The organism is Streptomyces sp. NPDC055013 (assembly GCF_053608645.1).
The window spans coordinates 18,171-35,661 of record NZ_JBSGVW010000037.1; the positions used below are offsets into that span (position 1 = coordinate 18,171).

A 17,491-nucleotide genomic window follows, 5' to 3' on the forward strand; every position below is an offset into this window, starting at 1 on the left:
GAGTGTGCGGTCTGTGATGTCGGCAGTTCTACCAACAGCCACTGACAACAGCGTGCGGCGGGGCGGGGTTCGGGGCGTTGTCAGTGGTGCCGCCTACGGTCGTGGTCATGAGGCCGGTGCGCGGTGCACCCGGCGGTGAGGGGACAGCCATGTACCGACAGGGAGACGTGCTGATCGTGCCGGTGACGGAGGCGGCGGTACCGGCGCATGTGGCACACGCGCCCAGGGAGCAGCGCGACGGGCGGGGGCGGCTCGTGCTGGCGCTGGGCGAGGTCACCGGCCACGCTCACGCGATTGTCGGTCCGGGTGAACTGATACGTGAGCCGGGTCCGTTCGGCCCTTTGCTGCTGCGTCTGCCCCAGGGCGGCCGAGTCGTCCACGAGGAGCACGCGGTGATCGCGCTGCCCAAGGGCTGGTACCGGGTGATCCGGCAACGGGAGTACGTGCCCGGCTCCGTGCGGATCGTGGCGGACTGAACGGCGAACGCCGGGAGGGACAAGCGGCAAAGGGCGCAGAGGCAAAGGATGGAGAGAACCAGGGTGGAGGGGGAGCAAATGAGCACAACGAACGTCGAGTCCGAGACCGACATTGAGGGGACTCAGGGGGTGGAGAACATCGCCTCCGGCGAACTGGGGCCATGGCGAGCGCGGGCCTCGGCGACCGGCCCAGCCGATCGTGCGGCCGCCGAGGACGGCGTTCGCCGGGCCTACCGGCTGGCGGGACTCGCCGAACCGGAGCGCGTGGTGTGGGTGGGTTCGCCGCGAGCGGCGGTCACGCTGATCCGGGACGACCTCTCGGACCGCGGCCCGAGCGTGCGGGACGCGGTGCGCAGTGCCCCCTGGGCACAGCAAAGACGCTCCCTGCACGTTGAGTTGGGTGCCGAGGGCTGGTCCGCGCACTGGGCGGCGACGGGTGGAAGGCTGTGGGACTCCACCCAAGCCCTCGTGGACCGGATCCGCACGGGCGTCATCGAGGAACTCGTCGGCCGGGACACCGGCAAGGAAGCCGCCGAGATCCGGCTGCTCCTCCTGGACGCCGTGCTCGGACAGCACGACGCGCCGTGGCTCGCCGCGTTCCCCGCCGTCGACGGCCCGCTCGACGCGCTGACGGCGGTCTGCCGCAACGCCGGCTGGTGGTGGCCCTACGCCCGAGTTGCGGTCCTCTCCGAGCGGCCCGTGGCCCTGCACCGCGACGAGGCCGGCCGACTCGACCACGGCGACGGCCCGGCCCTCGCCTACCCGGACGGCTTCGCCCTGCACGCCTGGCGCGGCATGCCCGTCCCCGCCACCTTCCTCGCCGAACTGTCCACCCTCACACCGGAGCGCATCCGAGCCGAGGAGAACGCCGAGCTTCGGCGCGTGATGCTGGAGTACTACGGCTACGACCGCTACCTGGCCGACTCGGGTGCCCGCCCCCTCCACCAGGACGAGACAGGCACCTTGTGGCGCATCGACCTGGTGGACGACGAACCGGTGGTCATGGTGGAGGTCCTCAACTCCACCCCCGAGCCGGACGGGACACGGCGGACCTACTGGCTACGGGTGCCGCCCTCGACGCGGACAGCGCGAGCGGGCGTTGCGTGGACCTTCGGGCTCGAGGAGCAGGTGTACGCGCCGATGGCGGAGACGTGAAGGGAAGGGCGGACGGGGGTGTGTTGTGCCGGATGGTCGTCCCGGGCGGGACGCTGCCGTGTGGCGACGTCACGGGAAAGGAGGATCGTGGTCCGGGCGTCGGCGGCCCGCATGGCCTGCGAGTGCCGCCGACGCTGAAGACATGCTGCGGACCGCGGCTTGATCAGACCTGGTAGCGGTCGGCGGCGAAGAGGTGGAGGTTGTCGGCGACCCAGTCGGAGGTGAGCCGCAGTCCTTCGTCGAGCGGGACCCGCGGCTCCCAGTCGGCCCACTCCCGGGCGCGGGAGTTGTCGGAGAGCAGCCGGTGGACCTCACTGCCCGTCGGCCGCAGCCGCCCCGGGTCGACGACGATCTCGGCGTCGCGGCCGGAGGCGTTGATGAGCGCCTTGGCGAGGTCGCCGACGGAGATCTCCTGCCCGGTGCCGAGGTTGACGGCGTGGCCGAGGGCGCGGTCGCAGGCGGCCAGGGCCAGGAAGCCGTGGGCGGTGTCCGTGACGTAGGTGAAGTCGCGGGTGGGCGTGAGTGAGCCGAGCCTGATCTGACGTGCTCCGGCGTGCAGTTGGGACAGGATGGTGGGGATCACCGCACGGGCGGACTGCCGGGGGCCGTAGGTGTTGAAGGGGCGTACGACCGTCACCGGCAGCTCGAAGGCGTGCCAGTGCGACAGCGCCATCATGTCCGCGCCGATCTTGGACGCGGAGTAGGGGGACTGCGGCTGCAGCGGATGGTCCTCGCTGATCGGCACGGTGCGTGCGGTGCCGTAGACCTCGCTGGTGGAGGTGTGCACCAGGCGGCGCACCTGGTGCCGGCGGCAGGCTTCGGCCACGTTCTCGGTGCCGACCATGTTGGTCTGGACGTAGGCGCCGGGGGAGTCGTAGCTGTAGGGGATGCCGATCAGCGCGGCGAGATGGAAGACGGTGTCGCAGCCCTCGACCGCGTCCATGACCCGCCCCGCGTCCCGGACGTCGCCGGCGAGCATTTCGACGGGGCTGTGCGGGTCGGCGAGGTAGGCGGCGAGGTGGCCCTTGTCGGCGTAGGGCTTGTAGTGGACGAAGGCGCGGACGCGGGCACCGCGGGAGACGAGGAGGTCGACGAGTGTGGAGCCGATGAAACCCTCGGCGCCGGTGACCAGCACGTTGCGTCCGGTCCAGTCGAAGTCGGTGGGCGTGGGCTGGGGAGTGGGGGTGGTCATCGGGCGATCTCCGTCTCGGTCGTCGTGGGAAGGATGGGATGGCGGGAGGGGCGGCCTGCGAGACGCAGCACATGGGCGGCCAGCAGGTCGGCCGCCTGTGCGTGTCGGCCGGGATGCGCGGCGGCGGACATGGCGGCCAGCCGGGACGGCTCGGCCAGCAGTGGCTCGGTGAGGCCGGCCAGGCGGTCGGTGTCCGTTTCGGCGTCGGGCAGCAGCAGCCCGGCGCCCGCGTCGGTCAGGACCCTGGCGTTGTGGGTCTGGTGGTCGCCCGGGGCGTACGGGTAGGGCACCAGGACGGCCGGTGTACGAGTCGTCGCGAGTTCGGCGACGGTCGCTGACCCTGCCCTGCAGACAGCCAGGTCGGCGGCGGCGTACGCCAGGTCCATGCGGTCGAGATAGGGCACGGCGCTCGCCACCCGGTCACCGCCGGTCACGGCGAGCTGCCGACGGGTCTCCTCCAGGGCGGCCGGCCCGGTTTTGATCAGCAGGTGTACGTCGGTCCGGTGTCGCCAGCGCTGGGCGAGGCCGGTGGCCGCTGCGGTGAGCCGGGTTGCTCCCAGGCTGCCGCCGTTCACCATCAGCAGTCGGCCCTCGACCGGAACCCCGAGCGCCCGCCGGGCCCCTGCGCGCTGACCGGTCCGGTCCAGCGCCGCCAGGTCCGCGGCGATCGGCATGCCCACGACGTCGGCGTGCCGACTGCCGGTCAGGTGTCCCCGGCTCTCCTCGAAGGCCAGGGTGATCTGGTCGGTGAGCAGTGCGGCGAACCGGTTGGCGCGTCCGGGTACCGCGTTCGATTCGTGGATGACGCTGGGCAGCCCGGCCATCCGGGCCCCGACGATCACCGGGGCACTCGGGTAGCCGCCCATGCCGACCGCGACCTGCGCGCCCTGCGCGCGCAGCACCGTCTTGGCCTGGGTGCCGGACTTGATCAGCGCCGCGGGCAGCAGGAAGCGTCTGGCGCCGAGCGACGGATCGAACGGGATCATGTCGACGGTGTGAAGGCGGTAGCCGGCCTCGGGGATGAGCCGGGTCTCCAGCCCGCGTTCGGTGCCCACGAAGGAGATCACGGCGTCGGGCGCGGTTCGCCGCAGCGCGTCCGCCAGGGCCAGACCGGGATAGATGTGCCCACCCGTGCCGCCCGCGCCGATCACCACCGACAGCCGGGCCTGGGATATGTGCGGTGTCCTCATGGCGATCACGCTGCTGACCGCCTCTAAGAAGTTCCTAAGAGCGCGTTTTGGCAGGCTGTCTGCCATGAGTGGTGATGGAGGGTGCCCGAGCGCACCGAAGGTCCTGGTGGTCGACGACGAGCCGGAGGTGCGGTACGCCGTGGAGGACGGGCTCGCCGTCGAGGGCTATCAGGTGCGCGGTGCGGAGGACGGCATGGCGGCGCTGACCGCCATCGCCGACTGGGAGCCCGACGCCGTGGTGCTCGACGTCATGCTCCCCGGCCTGGACGGCCTCGCGGTCTGCCGTTGCCTGCGTGCCCTCGGCGACCGTACGCCGGTGCTGGTGCTCACGGCGCTCGGCTCCGTCAGTGAGCGGGTGGACGGTCTGGAGGCAGGGGCCGACGACTACCTGGTGAAGCCGTTCGCGCTGGACGAGCTGGTGGCACGGATCAGGGCCCTGCTGCGCCGTACCGCCGTGGCCGAGCCGGACGCGGGTGGCGAGCTGGGCTTTGCCGACCTAGTGGTCGACCCGGCAACGCGGACCGGACGCCGGGCAGGGCGCGCGATCGAGTTCAGCCGCACCGAGTTCTCCCTGCTGGAGCTGCTGCTGCGGCACCCCGGACAGGTGCTGCCCCGGGAGACGATCCTGGAACGGGTCTGGGGCCGCGACTTCGGCCCCGAGTCCAACTCCCTCGCCGTCTACGTCGGCTATCTGCGCCGAAAGCTGGAGTCGGGCGGCGAACCCCGGCTCGTCCACACCGTGCACGGAGTCGGCTACCGGCTGGACCTGCCATGACCGCACCACGACGCCACCGCTCGCAGCCCGAGCCGCAACGCAACGCTCGACGCCGGCACGCCCGATGGCTGCGTCGCCGCCCCCTGCGCACCCGCCTGACCGTGACCGCGTCCCTGGCGGTGGCGGCCGTCGCCGTAGGCCTGTGCGCCGCAGCCTTCCTGGTCATCCGTCACCAACTGGTCCACCAGCTCGACCTGCACCTGACCCAGTCGGCGCGACTCGCCGCCCAGCAGTACCGGCACGAGCCGCCCGGCGTCGTGCAGGGCCAGTGCCGCTTCCTCGCCGCTCCGGCCTGCGCCCAGCTGGTCCCCGCGCAGCCAGCTGACGACCCGGAACAGCCGTACCTGCTGCCCGTCACCGACACCACCCGCGAGGTCGCCTCCGACGCCCACGGGCCCTACTACAGCGAGGTGCGACTGGCGGGCCACAGCGCCAGGATGCTCACCACACCACTCGACGAAGGCCGAGCCATCCAGGTCGCCGTGCGTGCCGACACCGTCGACCGAGGCGTCCGGCAGGCCGCGGTACTGCTCACTGTCATGGGCGGAGCCGGCGTGGTCCTGGCCGGAGTGCTCGGATCCTGGGTTTCCCGCACGGGTCTGGCACCGGTCAGCCGGCTCACGGCCACTGCCGAGCGCATCGCCTCCACGCGCGACGCCCGGCACCGCATCGAGCTGCCGCCGAAAGGCCCTGGACGGGACGACGAGATCACCCGCCTCGCGTCCTCTTTCAACACCATGCTGGACGAGTTGGAGAAGTCCGTCACCGCTCAACGCCGCCTGGTTGCCGACGCCTCCCATGAACTGCGCACCCCGCTGACCGCTCTGCGCACCAACGCCGAACTGCTCACCAAGGCCTCCCGCCTCAACGACGCCCAGCGCGACCGCGCGGCGAACGCGCTCGCCCGCCAGCTACGAGAGGTGACCCTCCTGGTCAACGACTTGATCGAACTGGCCCGGGACGAGGAACCGGACCCGCTGATCGAGGACGTACGTCTGGCTGACGTCGTGGCGCATGCCGTCGACGCAGCCCGTGACCACTGGCCGGCCGTGCTCTTCGAGCTCTCGGCCGACCCCGACGTGCGTACCGCCACGGTCGCCGGTGTGCCGGCCAGGCTCTCCCGGCTGCTGTCGAGCCTGCTGGACAACGCCGCCAAGTTCAGCCCGCCCGGCCGTCCCGTCGAGGTCACGCTCACCACCGCCACGGGGACGCTGGAACTGACCATCCGCGATCACGGCCCCGGCATCTCCGACGACGACCTCCCCTACGTGTTCGACCGCTTCTACCGGGCCCGCACCGCCCGTGCCCTGCCCGGCTCCGGCCTCGGGCTGGCCATGGCCCGCCAGATCGCCCACGCACACGACGCCGAGCTGGCAGCCGAGCACGCGCCCGGGGGAGGGGCGCTCTTCCGGCTGCGGGTTCCGTGTCGACGCGCCTGAACCCGGCGAACATGCATGGCGACGGAGTCCGCTTGGGCGGCAGTGGTCGGCGGAATGTGCCGTGCGGCTATCCGAGGTTGCGGTCCGGCCTCGAACACCGCTGAGGACGTTGCCCGCCCGGCCGATCGTCGGTTGAACGGCGCATGGACGATCGGTTCGCAGCGCTGGACGACGCGCACCAGACCCCGGCCGACCCCGCGGGCTGCCCGTACTGCGCCTGTCTTCTGGCCGCATACCCGGCAGAGGGTGCCTCGCCTGAAGCGGAGCAGTGGTGGGAGGACGGCGACAACTTCGCGAGGTGGCTGCGCCTGTGCATGGTTCTCGTCGCGGGGGTGAGCGTGGTGCTGACGTTGTCGGGAGCGTGGGCAGGATGAGGTGCGCAGGCAGGTGTGGGCCGTTGCGGCGGTAGCCGAGGACGAGCCGCGGAGCCTGGCGGGTACGAGGCGTGGGACCGCGCCCCGTACGCCGCGGTTGGTCAGATGCCGATAGTCAGATGCCGATGGTCAGATGCCGATGGTCAGATGCCGAACGATGCGGCGTAACGGTTCCGCTGGGCAGCGGGTGGCCGGCATCTTGCAACAGCGAAACTGGGACCCAATGTTGGTCAGTGCATCCAAGCTCGGGTGCCGAACGAGGTGCATGCCCGTGAGGCGATGAGGGCGGCGGCGTGCAGGCTTTGCACGAAGCTCTGTGAGGTCAGGTGCCGCTTGTCGGCAAGGTGATGGGTGAGGGCTCCGTGCAGGACGTCTCCCGCGCCGAGAGTGTCCACCACCGGCACGGTGGGCACCGCGATGGTCCCGCTGTTGTCGGGGCCTGCCCACACGATGGGCCCGCCTCCCCGCGTGACCGCCGCCCAGGCGACCCCGTGGCGTGCGAGAAACTGCAGAGTGTCGGTGGGGGTGTGGGCGCCAGGCGGGTGGAAATCGGCGGAGCAGACGGCTACGTCGATCCACGGCAAGAGGTTCTGCGTCCCCGGCTTCCAGCTGCCTGCGTCGAGGACGGTGCGGCGGCCGGCGACTCGCGCGGCTCGGGCGGTGGCAGTGGCCAGTTCCATGTGATGGCCGTCGAGTTGGACGATGTCGCAGGCTGCCACCAGCGCGTCCAGATCGTCGGGTGGGGCGAGCCTGCGTCCGGTTGCGTTGGTCGAGGCGACGGCGCGTTGTCCGCTGGAGGCGGTGACCATGATGGAGGACACAGCGGGCGGGTCGGTCGACTGAACCGCCAGGTCCGACACGGTCACTCTGGCCTGCTCCAGGTCGGCCTTGATCGCGAGCCCCAGCGGGTGGGAGCCGATCGCGGTGAGCAGCCTGGCCGCGCCGCCCAGGTGCGTGAAGGTCACGGCCGCGTTCGCGGCCGGGCCGCCGGCGGCCACGGTCTGTTCGCGGGCGGTGAGTTTCTCGTCGGGCGCCGGGACGCGATCGACGAGCTGGATGACATCCAGTGTGCACAGGCCGACGAACAGCCCTCCAGGCCGGCTTGTCCTTCGTGGCCCCATCCAGTCACATCTCCTCTCGGCCCGGCGCCCGGGGGTCACGTCGTGGACTCGCCGCCTCCCCCGAGATCAACGGACCCGGTTCCTTCATCCGTGCCCCGGCCCGCCGTGACCCATCCGCCCGCCCGCTGGTGATGTCGAGACGGTCGGCGATCAGGGAGCGGTAGGCGCGCCTTGGCACACCGACGGCCGACCCAACAGCGCCACAGGCAGCAACGACCCCTGCACTTCACCCTGTTCATCTGAGAGATCACCTCGCCCCACATCGAGATCATCACGGCACGGGGCGAGCCACCACTCACGTGGAAGGCGTGGCAGGATCACGGCCATGTCCCTCCTCGTTCCCCGCCTCTGGATCGGCTCGACCGAGATCATCGCCCTCGCCGACGGGGAGGGCCCGTTCTTCTCCCCGCGCGCCGATGCCTTCCCCGAGGCCACGGCCGCTCAGTGGGCCGAGGCCGACCGCTACGACCCGGGCGCGGTCGACGCCGAGGGCCGCTGGCGGCTCCAGTTCCGCGCGTACGCGATACGCGGTGATAAAGGCCTCACCGTCGTGGACGCCGGGATCGGTCCGGCGGACAGCCCGGCCGCCTCGTGGGCGCCCGTGCCCGGTGCGCTCCCCGAGTCGCTCGCCGCCGCGGGCATCGATCCGGCTGAAGTCGACACCGTGGTGCTCACGCATCTGCACACCGACCACGTCGGGTGGGCGGTCGTGACCGAGGCGGCCGTCCCATCAGCGGGCGGCGCGGTGGACGGCAACGCTTCGACCGGCGGTGCGACCAGCGGCCGCCGCCCTTATTTTCCGAACGCCGAATACCTTCTCCAGCGGGCCGAGTTCGACGCCCTCGACGCGCTCAACCCGCAGCTTCGTGAGACCCTCACCGACCCGCTCGCGGCCGCCGGTCGGCTCCGGCTCCTCGACGGGGACACACCGCTGCGCGCAGGGCGCGTGGTCGCCACGCCCGGTCACACGCCCGGACACCAGAGCGTGCTGGTCGCCGAGGGGCGCGAGCTGGCGCTCGTCACCGGCGACCTCCTGGTGCACGCGCTGCAACTGCTCCACCCCGAGCTCGCCTACGCGCACGAGGCCAACCCTGAGGCGGCCAGGCGCTCAAGGCAGCGCATGCTCGGCCGCGCAGCCGCCTCCACGCTCCATCTGGCGACGCCGCATTTGACGGAGCCGTTCCTCTCGGCGTGATCGCGGTCGTTCGGCGAGGTCAGGCCAAGAGGGCATGCAGACGCTCCCATTTCTCGGCGGTCTCGTCGTCGACGGGGCTGAAGACTGTGAGGCGGCAGTCGGCTTGGACTGGAGCTACATCCGGTCCGCGAAGCTCAGTTTCGAGGGCCGGCCCAACGGCCCGGGTGAAGCTGAACGCAGACGGTTCGGCACGCTCCGCGAGAGCGAGTCGTCGGATGTGAAGTGCACGCGCAGTATGAACCTCCGGCCGTGAGTGCGGGCCCCGTCCGAGGACTACTTGGAGCCGTATGACGCGCTGGCAAGCGGCCGTTGACCCGATCAGCGAGCAGCGTCCAGGTCCACGGCCAGGTCCTCGGTCTCCGTCCAGAACCGTTCGTCCGCGTCCTGGAGCCGGGAGGCCGCGTGCTTCATGTGGGTGAGCGCGGCGGCGCGGGCCGCGTCCGGGTCGCCCGTGCCGATTGCCGCGAAGATGGCGTGGTGTTCCTTGCGGACCTGTTCGATGAAGTCGCCGCGGCGGGCCTCGTTGGCGCGGGTGACGCGGATACCGCTGCGCATGACCTCGCCCAGGTACCGCATGGTCGAGACCATGACCGCGTTGCCGGTGGACTCGGCGATGGATCGGTGGAAGGCCAGGTCCTCCTCCACACCGTCACCGCCGGCCGCGACCGCCGCGTCGATCGCGTCCAGGGCCGCCCGCATACGGGAGAGGTCGGCGGCCGTGGCGCGGGAGGCCGCGAGGGACGCGGCCTCGCCCTCCATCGCGCGCCGCACTTCCACGATCTGCAGGACCTTGGACTTGGTGTCGGCGGCCTCGGCCTCCAGGTCGAGCGGCCGGGTGCGGCGCGGCAGGACGAACACGCCGCGGCCCTGGCGCGGCTCGACCAGGCCCGCGTTGCGGAGCCGGGACACGGCCTCGCGCACCACCGTACGGCTGACGCCGAGCTGCTTGACCAGCTCGACTTCCGTCGGCAGCTTGTCGCCCTCGGCCAGCCGTCCGGACTCGATTTCCTCCGCGAGGATCGCGGCGACCTGATCCGCGAGCCGGACGGGACCGCTCACCTTGGAAAACATGGTGTTCAGTCTATCGGCGCGGACCCCGTCGGACTCGCCGCGAGCGGCTCGACGACCGCCTCCGGGTGCGCCTTGATGTAGTCGCGTACCACCGACTCGAAGCTCGGGTCGGGCTCCAGGCCGAGGGCGGAGGCGCGCGCGTTGTCGAACGCGGCGGGCCATGAGCCCACGATGGCTTCGACGGCCGGGTCGGGTGAGATCGTCACCAGGTCGGCGACGGAGTCCCCGGCGATCCGCCGCAGTGTGGCCAGTATGTCGGCGACGGACACCGTGAGCGCCGGCAGGTTGACCGGCAGCACGCCGTCGATCCGGCCCGGACCGGAGCCCCGCTCGGCCTCGGCGATACGCAGGATGCCCTCGACGGTGCGCTGCGGCGAGGCCAGGGCCACCCGCAGGGCGGGATCGACCGGGCAGGTCGCCGGCAGGCCCGCGAGCGGTTCGCGGACGATCCCGGAGAGGAAGCCGGAGGCGGCCGCGTTCGGCTTGCCCGGCCGCACCGACACGGTCATCAGCCGGGTCACACGCCCGTCGAGGAAACCGCGTCGCGTGTACTCGGCGAGGAGTTGCTCGCAGACCAGCTTCTGCGTCCCGTAGCTCGACCGTGGGGTCGGCAGCGTCGCCTCGCTGACCACCGGCGGCAGCGGCAGCGTCGGGTCGGAGCCGTACACCGCGACGCTGCTGGAGAACACGACGCGTACCGTCGGCCCGCCGGCGGCCGACTGCGTCCGTGCGGCGTCGAGCAGCGCCCTGGTCGTGTCCAGGTTGGCGCCCATCCCGAGGTCGAAGTCGGCCTCGCACTCGGCCGAGACCGCGGAGGCGAGATGGATCAGCACGTCCACCGGCTCCGCGAACACCTCGCCGATCCGGTCGGCCAGATCGCCCTGCACGATGTCGACCAGCGGATCGGCCGCTTCGGGTGCCGCAGGCGGTACGAACCGGTCGGCGAGGACGAGCCGGTCGACGGGCGCGCCGCGGAACGTCCGGCGCTCCAGCAGTGCCGCGGCGACCCGGCGGCCCAGGAAGCCGAAGCCACCTGTGATGACGATCCTCATGCGGTTTCTTCTCCTCGGAATCCTCGGACGTGCAGGTTGTTCTTCAGCCAGCCGAGCCCTTGGCTCGTACCGGCGCGGGGGCAGTACTCGCAGCCGATCCAGCCGTCGAAGCCCAGCTCGTCGATGACGGTGAACAGATGGCCGATGGCGAGTTCGCCCTGGTCGGGCTCATGGCGGTCGGGGACGCCCGCGATCTGCAGATGGCCGACCCGGCCGGTCGGCAGGTCCCGGCGCAGGGTCGTGGTGAGGTCACCCTCGACGATCTGGCAGTGGTAGAGGTCGAGCTGCACCTTGAGATTCGGCGCGCCCACCGACTGGACCACGGCGTGTGCCTCGGCCTGCCGGCTCAGGAAGTAGCCGGGCATGTCACGGCCGTTGATCGGCTCGATCAGGATGTCGACGCCGACCGCGGCGGCCTTCTCGGCGGCCCAAGTGAGATTGGCCAGGTACGTGTCCCGGGCCGCGGGCACGGCGTCGGGCCCGACCAGTCCGGCCATCACGTGTACCCGGGGGCTGCCGAGAGCCGCAGCGTACTCCAGGGCCCGTTCGATCCCGGAGCGGGTCTCGACCTCGCGCCCGGGCAGCGCCGCGGTACCGCGCTCGCCGGAGTCCCACGCGCCGGGCGGTGCGTTGAAGAGGACCTGGCGCAGGCCGTTCTCGTCGAGCAGGCGGCGCAGTTCGACGGCCTCGTAGGCGTACGGGAAGAGGTACTCGACGGCCTCGAAGCCGTCCGCCGAGGCCGCGGCGAAACGGTCGGGGAAATCGTGTTCGGTGTACATCATCGACAGGTTCGCGGCGAACCTCGGCATGGTGTGGCTCCTCGGTCGGGCCGGCGACCATCCGGCCCGGCTAGCGGTTGACGGTGGACGATCCGGCTAGCGGTTGACGATCTGCTTCTTCGTGGTGAGGACCGCGCCCGCGCCGACGACGAGGCTGAGCGCCAGCACGTACATCGGGAGCTCGGTCGAACCGGTCGCGTCCTTGAGCGCGCCGATCATGTACGGGCTGACGAAGCCGGCCAGGTTGCCCACCGAGTTGATGACGGCGAGACCGGCGGCCGCGGCGGTGCCGCCCAGGAACGCGGTCGGCAGCGACCAGAACAGCGGGGCACAGGTCAGCACACCGGCCGCGGCGCAGGACAGCGCGGCCAGGGACAGTGCGGTCGACCCGGACCAGCTCGCCGCGAGCGAGAAGCCGACGGCGCCCATCAGAGACGGAATCACCAGGTGCCAGCGGCGCTCACGGCGCTTGTCCGCGGACCGCCCGAACACGTTCATCGCGACGAGCGCGGCAAGGAACGGCACGGCGCTCAGCACACCGATCGCGAGGCTGCCCTCGATGCCGGTGGACTGGACGAAGGTGGGCATCCAGAAGGTCAGGGCGTACTGGCCCATCACGAAGCAGAAGTAGATGAGGCACATCAGCCACACCTTGGGCTCGCGGAAGGCGTCCCACGTCTTGCCGTGCACGGTCCGGTGCGCGGTGTCCTCTGCGATCGCCCGCTCGACGATGTCCTTCTCCTCGTCGCTGAGCCACTTCGCGTCGCGCACTCCGTTGTCGAGGTAGAACAACGTCGCCACACCGATGATCAGCGCCGGGATGGCCTCCAGCAGGAACATCCACTGCCAGCCCTGCCAGCCGTTCACGCCTTGGAAACGTTCCATGATCCAGCCGGAGAGCGGGTTGCCGAAGATGCCGGCGACCGGGATCGCGGACATGAACAGCGCGATCACCCGGGCCCGCCGGTGAGAGGGGAACCAGTAGGTGCAGTAGAGGATCACGCCCGGGTAGAAGCCGGCCTCCGCGGCACCGAGGAGGAACCGGAGCACGTAGAACGTGGTCTCGCTGTTGACGAACATGAACGACGCCGAGACCACGCCCCAGGTGATCATGATCCGGGCGATCCAGGTACGGGCGCCGATGCGCTGCAGCATCAGGTTCGACGGCACCTCGAAGAGGAAGTAGCCGATGAAGAACAGACCGGCGCCCAGGCCGTACGCGGCCTCGCTGAACCCGAGGTCGTCCGACATCTGCAGCTTGGCGAAGCCGACGTTGACGCGGTCCAGGTACGAGAAGACGTAGCAGAGGATCAGGAAGGGGACGATGCGTCGTACGACCTTGCGGAAGACGGCGTTCTCACGGGCGAGGTCGGGGGTGGCCTCGTCCGTCGTCGCAGACAGGGACATGGAGCAATCCTTCGTAAGCGGCTCAGGGGATTCTCTGACGGGGTGGGGGGCTGGTCACCACGCTGCTCGGAACGTGGACCTCAGTTCGTCGATCGCGTGACGGGGGAGTGGCTCAGGGCGACGATCGGTCAGGAGCCAGAGACGTGCCGTCTCCTCGAGTTCCTCGAGGACGGCGAGGGCGGTGGCCGGGTCGGGACCCCAGACGACGGGGCCCAGACGTTCCAGCAGCACGGCCCTGATCGGGGTGCCGCCCGCCGCCCGGTCGGCGATCCGGGCGGTCACCAGGTCGGCCACGCGCGGATCACCGGGCCGGTGGTAAGGGACGAGTGGAACGTGCCCCACCTTCATCACGTAGTACGGGGTGATGGGCGGGAGCACGTCGTCCTGGTGCCACACACCGGCCAGGGTGAGCCCGACCAGGTGCGTGGAGTGGGTGTGGATGATGAACCGGGCCGTGGGGTCGGCCTCGTAGATGCGCCGGTGCAGCGCGAGGGTCTTGCTGGCGCGGTCGCCCGCCACCTGCTCACCGGAGGCGTCGACCAGCGCGAGCCGGTCGGGGTCGAGGAAGCCGAGGGCGGCGTCGGTGGGCGTGATCAGGTGGCTGTCGCCGACCCGCGCGCTGATGTTTCCGGCGCTGGCGTGCACGTATCCCCGGGCGAACAGGCTGGTGCCGACCCGGACGATCTCGCGGCGCGCGGCGTCCACGAGGGTGTCCGGTGTGGTGTCCGTGGTCACGTCGGTGGTCACGATGCTTCCCCGTCCAGGAGGGCCAGCGAGTCCGTGAAGAAGTCGGGGCCGCCGAAGTTGCCGGACTTGAGGGTGATGTGGAGGGTGTCGCCGCCGGGCAGCGTCGCCGCGCACCAGGGCACCCCGGGCGCGATCTGCGGTCCGATACGGAGGCGGGTGATGCCGAGCGCCTGGACGACGGCGCCCGAGGTCTCGCCGCCCGCGACGACGAGCCGGCGGACCCCGCGGTCCACGAGTCCCCGTGTCACCCGGGCCAGTGTCCGCTCCACGAGCTCACCGGCTTCGGCGGCACCGAGCCGGCCCTGGACGGCCCGTACGGCATCGGGTGCCTCGGTGGAGTAGACGAGGACCGGCCCGTCGGCGAGGTGCGCCTCGGCGAAGGCGAGCGCCTGCCCGGCCACGTCCTCACCGGCCGCGATCCGCAGCGGGTCCACGCTGAACGCGGGCCGTCCGGTGCGCAGGAACTCCAGCACCTGCCCGTTCGTGGCGTCGGACACCGAGCCTGAGACGACGGCGGCATGCCCGTCGGCCGGCGGCAGTTGCGCGGCCGCGGCGGACGGCTCGAAGCCCCAGTTCGCGGGCAGCCCGATCGCGAGTCCGGAACCGGCGGTCACCAGCGGCAGGTCCCGTACGGCCTCGCCCAACCGTACGAGGTCGCGGTTGGACACGGAGTCGACGATCGCGACCCCGACACCCTCCTTGCGCAGCTCGTCGAACCGGGTCCGGACGGCATCGCCGCCGCCGGCGACGACGGTGTGGTCGACGAGACCGACGGGCCGCCCGGTCTGGGCCTGCAGTACGGAGACGAGGTTCGGGTCGGTCATCGGCGTGAGCGGATGGTGCCGCATCCCGCTGTCGCTGAGCAGCACGTCACCGACGAAGAGGTGGCCCTTGAAGACGGTGCGGCCGTTGTCGGGGAACGCCGGAGTCGCGATCGTGAAGTCCGCGCCCAGGGCGTCCATCAGTGCTTCGGTGACCGGGCCGATGTTGCCCGCGGGGGTGGAGTCGAAGGTGGAGCAGTACTTGAAGTAGATCTGCTCGGCGCCGGCGGACCGCAGCCAGGCGAGGGCCCGGAGTGAGGCGTCGACGGCTTCGGTTGCGGGGGTCGTCCGCGACTTGAGGGCGATGACGACGGCGTCGGCGTCGATGGCCTGCGCGTCGGTCCGGTCCTCCGGTACGTCGATCAGCTGGACGACGCGCATGCCCGCACGCACGAGGTTGTTCGCGAGGTCGGTGGCGCCGGTGAAGTCGTCGGCGAGGCAGCCGAGTCGGACTCCCATGTCAGCCCTCCGCCTTGGGCAGGTCCGTCGGATCCGGGAGGTCGGCCGGCTTCGGCAGGTCCACGCCCGGGAAGATCTTGATCACCGCGCTGTCGTCCTCGCCGCCGAGCCCGGAAGCCGAGGCGTGCAGGAACATCTGGTGCGCGGTGGAGGCGAGGGGGAGCGGGAACCTGTCGGGTCGCGCGGCGTCGAGCACCAGCCCGAGGTCCTTGACGAAGATGTCGACTGCGGACAGCGGCGTGTAGTCCCCGGCGAGCACATGCGCCATGCGGTTCTCGAACATCCAGGAGTTGCCCGCGCTGTGCGTGATGACCTCGTACAGGGCTTCGGCCGAGACCCCGGCCTTGATGCCGAGGGCCATGGCCTCGGCCGCCGCCGCGATGTGCACGCCCGCGAGCAGCTGGTTCACGATCTTGACCTGGGAGCCGAGCCCGGCCCGCTCGCCCAGCCGGTAGACCGTGCTGCTCATGGCCTCCAGGACCGGGTCGGCGAGTGCGTACGCGGCGGGGGAGCCGGAGGTCATCATCGTGAGCTCACCGGCGGCCGCGCGGACGGCGCCGCCGGAGATGGGGGCGTCCAGGTACAGCACGCCCTTCTCGGCCAGCCGCCCCTCCAGCTCGGCGGACCAGCCCGGGTCGACCGTTGAGCACATCACGTAGACGGCACCCGGGCGGAGTCGGTCGGCGGCGCCTTCGGGGCCGAACAGCACGGCGTCGACCTGCGCGGCGTTGACCACGACGCCGACGAGGACGTCCGTCTCGGCGGCGAGGGCGGCGGGGGAGGCGTAAGCGCTGCCGCCGTTCCGGGCGAAGTCCGCGGCCACCTGCGGTCGGAGGTCGTGGACCCCCACCTCGTGGCCCGCGCCGCGCAGGCTGCGTGCCATGCCGAGACCCATGGCCCCGAGCCCCACCACGCCCACGCGCGGCCGTGCCGACCTGTCTGGCGTCTGCTGGTCGTTCATGCCCATCCTCGTCCTGCTGTGCGGCTCTCTCACCGGGCGCGGCTCGGTCTCGTACCGCGCGCGACCCTGGTCGCTCGCCCGGTCGTACGGTGCTCAGGTCATATGATGACCTGAGGATGAACTCCCTGCCTACTGTGATGCCGGTCACTTCGAGACCGGCGTGGCCGATGCGCCGCTGAAGCTGACGCCCACGGAATTCCGCGTGTTCGACCTGCTCGCGCGCAACACGGGAGTCGTCCAGCCGTTACGTGAACTACCGGCACGGGCCTGGGGCGACCCGGGGCAAGACACCGAGGGCCTCCTGGAGTCGCAGGACCCGGACAGCCGTAGCGGCAAGACGATCCTGCGCCTTGGCCCCGTGCACATCGAAGTGTCCACCCGGCAAGGGAGCGGAGGCGGTTCGACCGTCCAACTCACCCGCAAGGAGTTCGATCTGCTCAGCCTGCTCGCCGAGCGCACTGGCTCCGCTGTCCACCGGCAGCAGATCATCAGCGAGGTCTCGCACGCCCATCGGGAGCGAACCGGACGCTTGCTGGACGTGACTGCCGCGTCCCTGCGCGCCAAGCTGCAGATGCCGGGCCTGATCGAGACCGGACGCGGTCGCGTGCGGTCACACGACGCTGACCTTCACGGCCTCTCCGCACCCGCCCGCAACCCGTCCATGACCAGGTCGAGAAGCCGTGCCGCGCGCGGTCGCCAGTCCTCCGTCGGGGTCATCTGCCACAGGCCCGCGATGGCGAGGACGAAGTCGTCGGCCGTGACCCCGGGGCGGATGGTGCCTGCCTCCTCGGCTGTGCGGAGCAGGAGTTCGGCTGCCTCGGCGACGGGTGTGGGGGAGGGTTTAGCCGGGCCTCCTGGCGCACCGGTGGCGAGGCGGATCGCGTCGGCCAGGCCCGCCTTGGTCATGGCGAACTCGGCCAGGCGGTCCATCCAGGTGCGCAGGGCCTGCTGCGGCGGCAGCTCCTGGAGCAGTTGCGTCGCGCTGTCGGCGACCTGCTGCATCTCGTGGCGGTAGATCTCCAGGACGAGGGTCTCGCGGTTGGGGAAGTTGCGGTAGAACGTGCCCTGGCCGACCCCCGCCTTCTTGGCGATGGTGCTGAGGGGCGCGTCCGGACACTGCGTCAGTTCGGTCAGGGCGACGCACAGGATGCGTTCACGGTTGCGTTGCGCGTCCGAGCGCAGAGGGGTGTCTTTTTTGTGCTGCACCGTCACTCCTTGAGGCACGTGGCAGGAGCGCACCCTTGCCAAGCGGACAGCTGTCCGTTACGTTTCCCGGT

The 17,491-nt window shown here is 71.0% G+C and carries 17 protein-coding genes and 1 pseudogene; 7 read left to right on the forward strand and 11 right to left on the reverse strand.

Annotation, left to right across the window (positions count from 1 at the left end; all coding sequences use genetic code 11):
- The first annotated feature begins 149 nt into the window (after positions 1-149).
- Together ACWGDB_RS33730 and ACWGDB_RS33735 are read left to right on the forward strand one after the other, a co-directional pair.
- Positions 150-476, forward strand: a complete 327-nt coding sequence (locus ACWGDB_RS33730) for a hypothetical protein (RefSeq protein ID WP_453825938.1) — start codon at positions 150-152, stop codon at positions 474-476.
- Between the two features lie 78 nt (positions 477-554).
- Positions 555-1,631: a DUF6745 domain-containing protein gene (locus tag ACWGDB_RS33735; RefSeq protein WP_453825939.1), complete on the forward strand. Its 1,077-nt coding sequence runs from the start codon at positions 555-557 to the stop codon at positions 1,629-1,631.
- Positions 1,632-1,794: 163 nt separating this feature from the next.
- On the opposite strand, the gene ACWGDB_RS33740 is transcribed toward ACWGDB_RS33735, so the two are convergent.
- Positions 1,795-2,823, reverse strand: a complete 1,029-nt coding sequence (locus ACWGDB_RS33740; protein WP_453825940.1) for a GDP-mannose 4,6-dehydratase — start codon at positions 2,821-2,823, stop codon at positions 1,795-1,797.
- Positions 2,820-4,013, reverse strand: coding sequence for a UDP-N-acetylglucosamine--N-acetylmuramyl-(pentapeptide) pyrophosphoryl-undecaprenol N-acetylglucosamine transferase (locus ACWGDB_RS33745; RefSeq protein ID WP_453825941.1), 1,194 nt, complete (start codon positions 4,011-4,013; stop codon positions 2,820-2,822). The genes ACWGDB_RS33740 and ACWGDB_RS33745 overlap by 4 nt, the downstream gene beginning before the upstream one ends.
- A 64-nt stretch (positions 4,014-4,077) precedes the next feature.
- Here ACWGDB_RS33745 and ACWGDB_RS33750 point away from each other — a divergent pair, with 64 nt between their 5' ends.
- The 3 genes from ACWGDB_RS33750 to ACWGDB_RS33760 all read left to right on the forward strand — a co-directional run bounded on the left by ACWGDB_RS33750 (position 4,078) and on the right by ACWGDB_RS33760 (position 6,601).
- A complete protein-coding gene (locus ACWGDB_RS33750; protein WP_453825942.1) occupies positions 4,078-4,788 on the forward strand; it encodes a response regulator transcription factor in 711 nt (236 codons plus the stop codon).
- A complete protein-coding gene (locus ACWGDB_RS33755) occupies positions 4,785-6,227 on the forward strand; it encodes a sensor histidine kinase (RefSeq protein WP_453825943.1) in 1,443 nt (480 codons plus the stop codon). The genes ACWGDB_RS33750 and ACWGDB_RS33755 overlap by 4 nt, the downstream gene beginning before the upstream one ends.
- Positions 6,228-6,370: 143 nt before the next feature.
- On the forward strand, positions 6,371-6,601 hold the full coding sequence (locus tag ACWGDB_RS33760; protein ID WP_453825944.1) for a hypothetical protein: 231 nt from the start codon (positions 6,371-6,373) through the stop codon (positions 6,599-6,601).
- A gap of 230 nt (positions 6,602-6,831) precedes the next feature.
- On the opposite strand, the gene ACWGDB_RS33765 is transcribed toward ACWGDB_RS33760, so the two are convergent.
- Positions 6,832-7,722: a PfkB family carbohydrate kinase gene (locus ACWGDB_RS33765; RefSeq protein ID WP_453825945.1), complete on the reverse strand. Its 891-nt coding sequence runs from the start codon at positions 7,720-7,722 to the stop codon at positions 6,832-6,834.
- Positions 7,723-8,047: 325 nt separating this feature from the next.
- Here ACWGDB_RS33765 and ACWGDB_RS33770 point away from each other — a divergent pair, with 325 nt between their 5' ends.
- Positions 8,048-8,917 carry an MBL fold metallo-hydrolase gene (locus tag ACWGDB_RS33770; protein WP_453825946.1) on the forward strand — a complete coding sequence of 290 codons (870 nt, stop codon included), beginning with the start codon at positions 8,048-8,050 and terminating at the stop codon, positions 8,915-8,917.
- Positions 8,918-9,235: 318 nt separating this feature from the next.
- Here the strand turns inward: ACWGDB_RS33770 and ACWGDB_RS33775 are convergent, their stop codons facing one another.
- From ACWGDB_RS33775 to ltnD, 7 genes are all read right to left on the reverse strand, one after another.
- A complete protein-coding gene (locus ACWGDB_RS33775; RefSeq protein ID WP_453825947.1) occupies positions 9,236-9,988 on the reverse strand; it encodes a FadR/GntR family transcriptional regulator in 753 nt (250 codons plus the stop codon).
- Between the two features lie 5 nt (positions 9,989-9,993).
- Positions 9,994-11,040, reverse strand: coding sequence for a D-erythronate dehydrogenase (denD, locus tag ACWGDB_RS33780; RefSeq protein WP_453825948.1), 1,047 nt, complete (start codon positions 11,038-11,040; stop codon positions 9,994-9,996).
- A complete protein-coding gene (gene otnI / locus ACWGDB_RS33785; protein ID WP_453825949.1) occupies positions 11,037-11,849 on the reverse strand; it encodes a 2-oxo-tetronate isomerase in 813 nt (270 codons plus the stop codon). The genes denD and otnI overlap by 4 nt, the downstream gene beginning before the upstream one ends.
- Positions 11,850-11,915: 66 nt before the next feature.
- On the reverse strand, positions 11,916-13,226 hold the full coding sequence (locus ACWGDB_RS33790; RefSeq protein WP_453825950.1) for an MFS transporter: 1,311 nt from the start codon (positions 13,224-13,226) through the stop codon (positions 11,916-11,918).
- 54 nt (positions 13,227-13,280) lie between these two features.
- Entirely contained in the window at positions 13,281-13,973 is a 693-nt protein-coding gene (locus ACWGDB_RS33795) for a class II aldolase/adducin family protein (RefSeq protein WP_453825951.1), read from the reverse strand.
- Positions 13,970-15,253 carry a 3-oxo-tetronate kinase gene (gene otnK, locus ACWGDB_RS33800; RefSeq protein ID WP_453825952.1) on the reverse strand — a complete coding sequence of 428 codons (1,284 nt, stop codon included), beginning with the start codon at positions 15,251-15,253 and terminating at the stop codon, positions 13,970-13,972. The genes ACWGDB_RS33795 and otnK overlap by 4 nt, the downstream gene beginning before the upstream one ends.
- Before the next feature lies 1 nt (position 15,254).
- On the reverse strand, positions 15,255-16,214 hold the full coding sequence (gene ltnD, locus ACWGDB_RS33805) for an L-threonate dehydrogenase (RefSeq protein ID WP_453825953.1): 960 nt from the start codon (positions 16,212-16,214) through the stop codon (positions 15,255-15,257).
- 331 nt (positions 16,215-16,545) lie between these two features.
- Between ltnD and ACWGDB_RS33810 the strand changes: the two are divergent.
- A pseudogene (locus ACWGDB_RS33810) lies at positions 16,546-16,815 on the forward strand (winged helix-turn-helix domain-containing protein); the annotation flags it as partial.
- A 26-nt stretch (positions 16,816-16,841) separates the two neighbouring features.
- On the opposite strand, the gene ACWGDB_RS33815 reads toward ACWGDB_RS33810, so the two are convergent.
- The gene (locus tag ACWGDB_RS33815) at positions 16,842-17,420 is read right to left on the reverse strand and encodes a TetR/AcrR family transcriptional regulator (protein ID WP_453825954.1); all 579 of its coding nucleotides are present in this window, start codon (positions 17,418-17,420) and stop codon (positions 16,842-16,844) included.
- Positions 17,421-17,491: the final 71 nt, after the last annotated feature.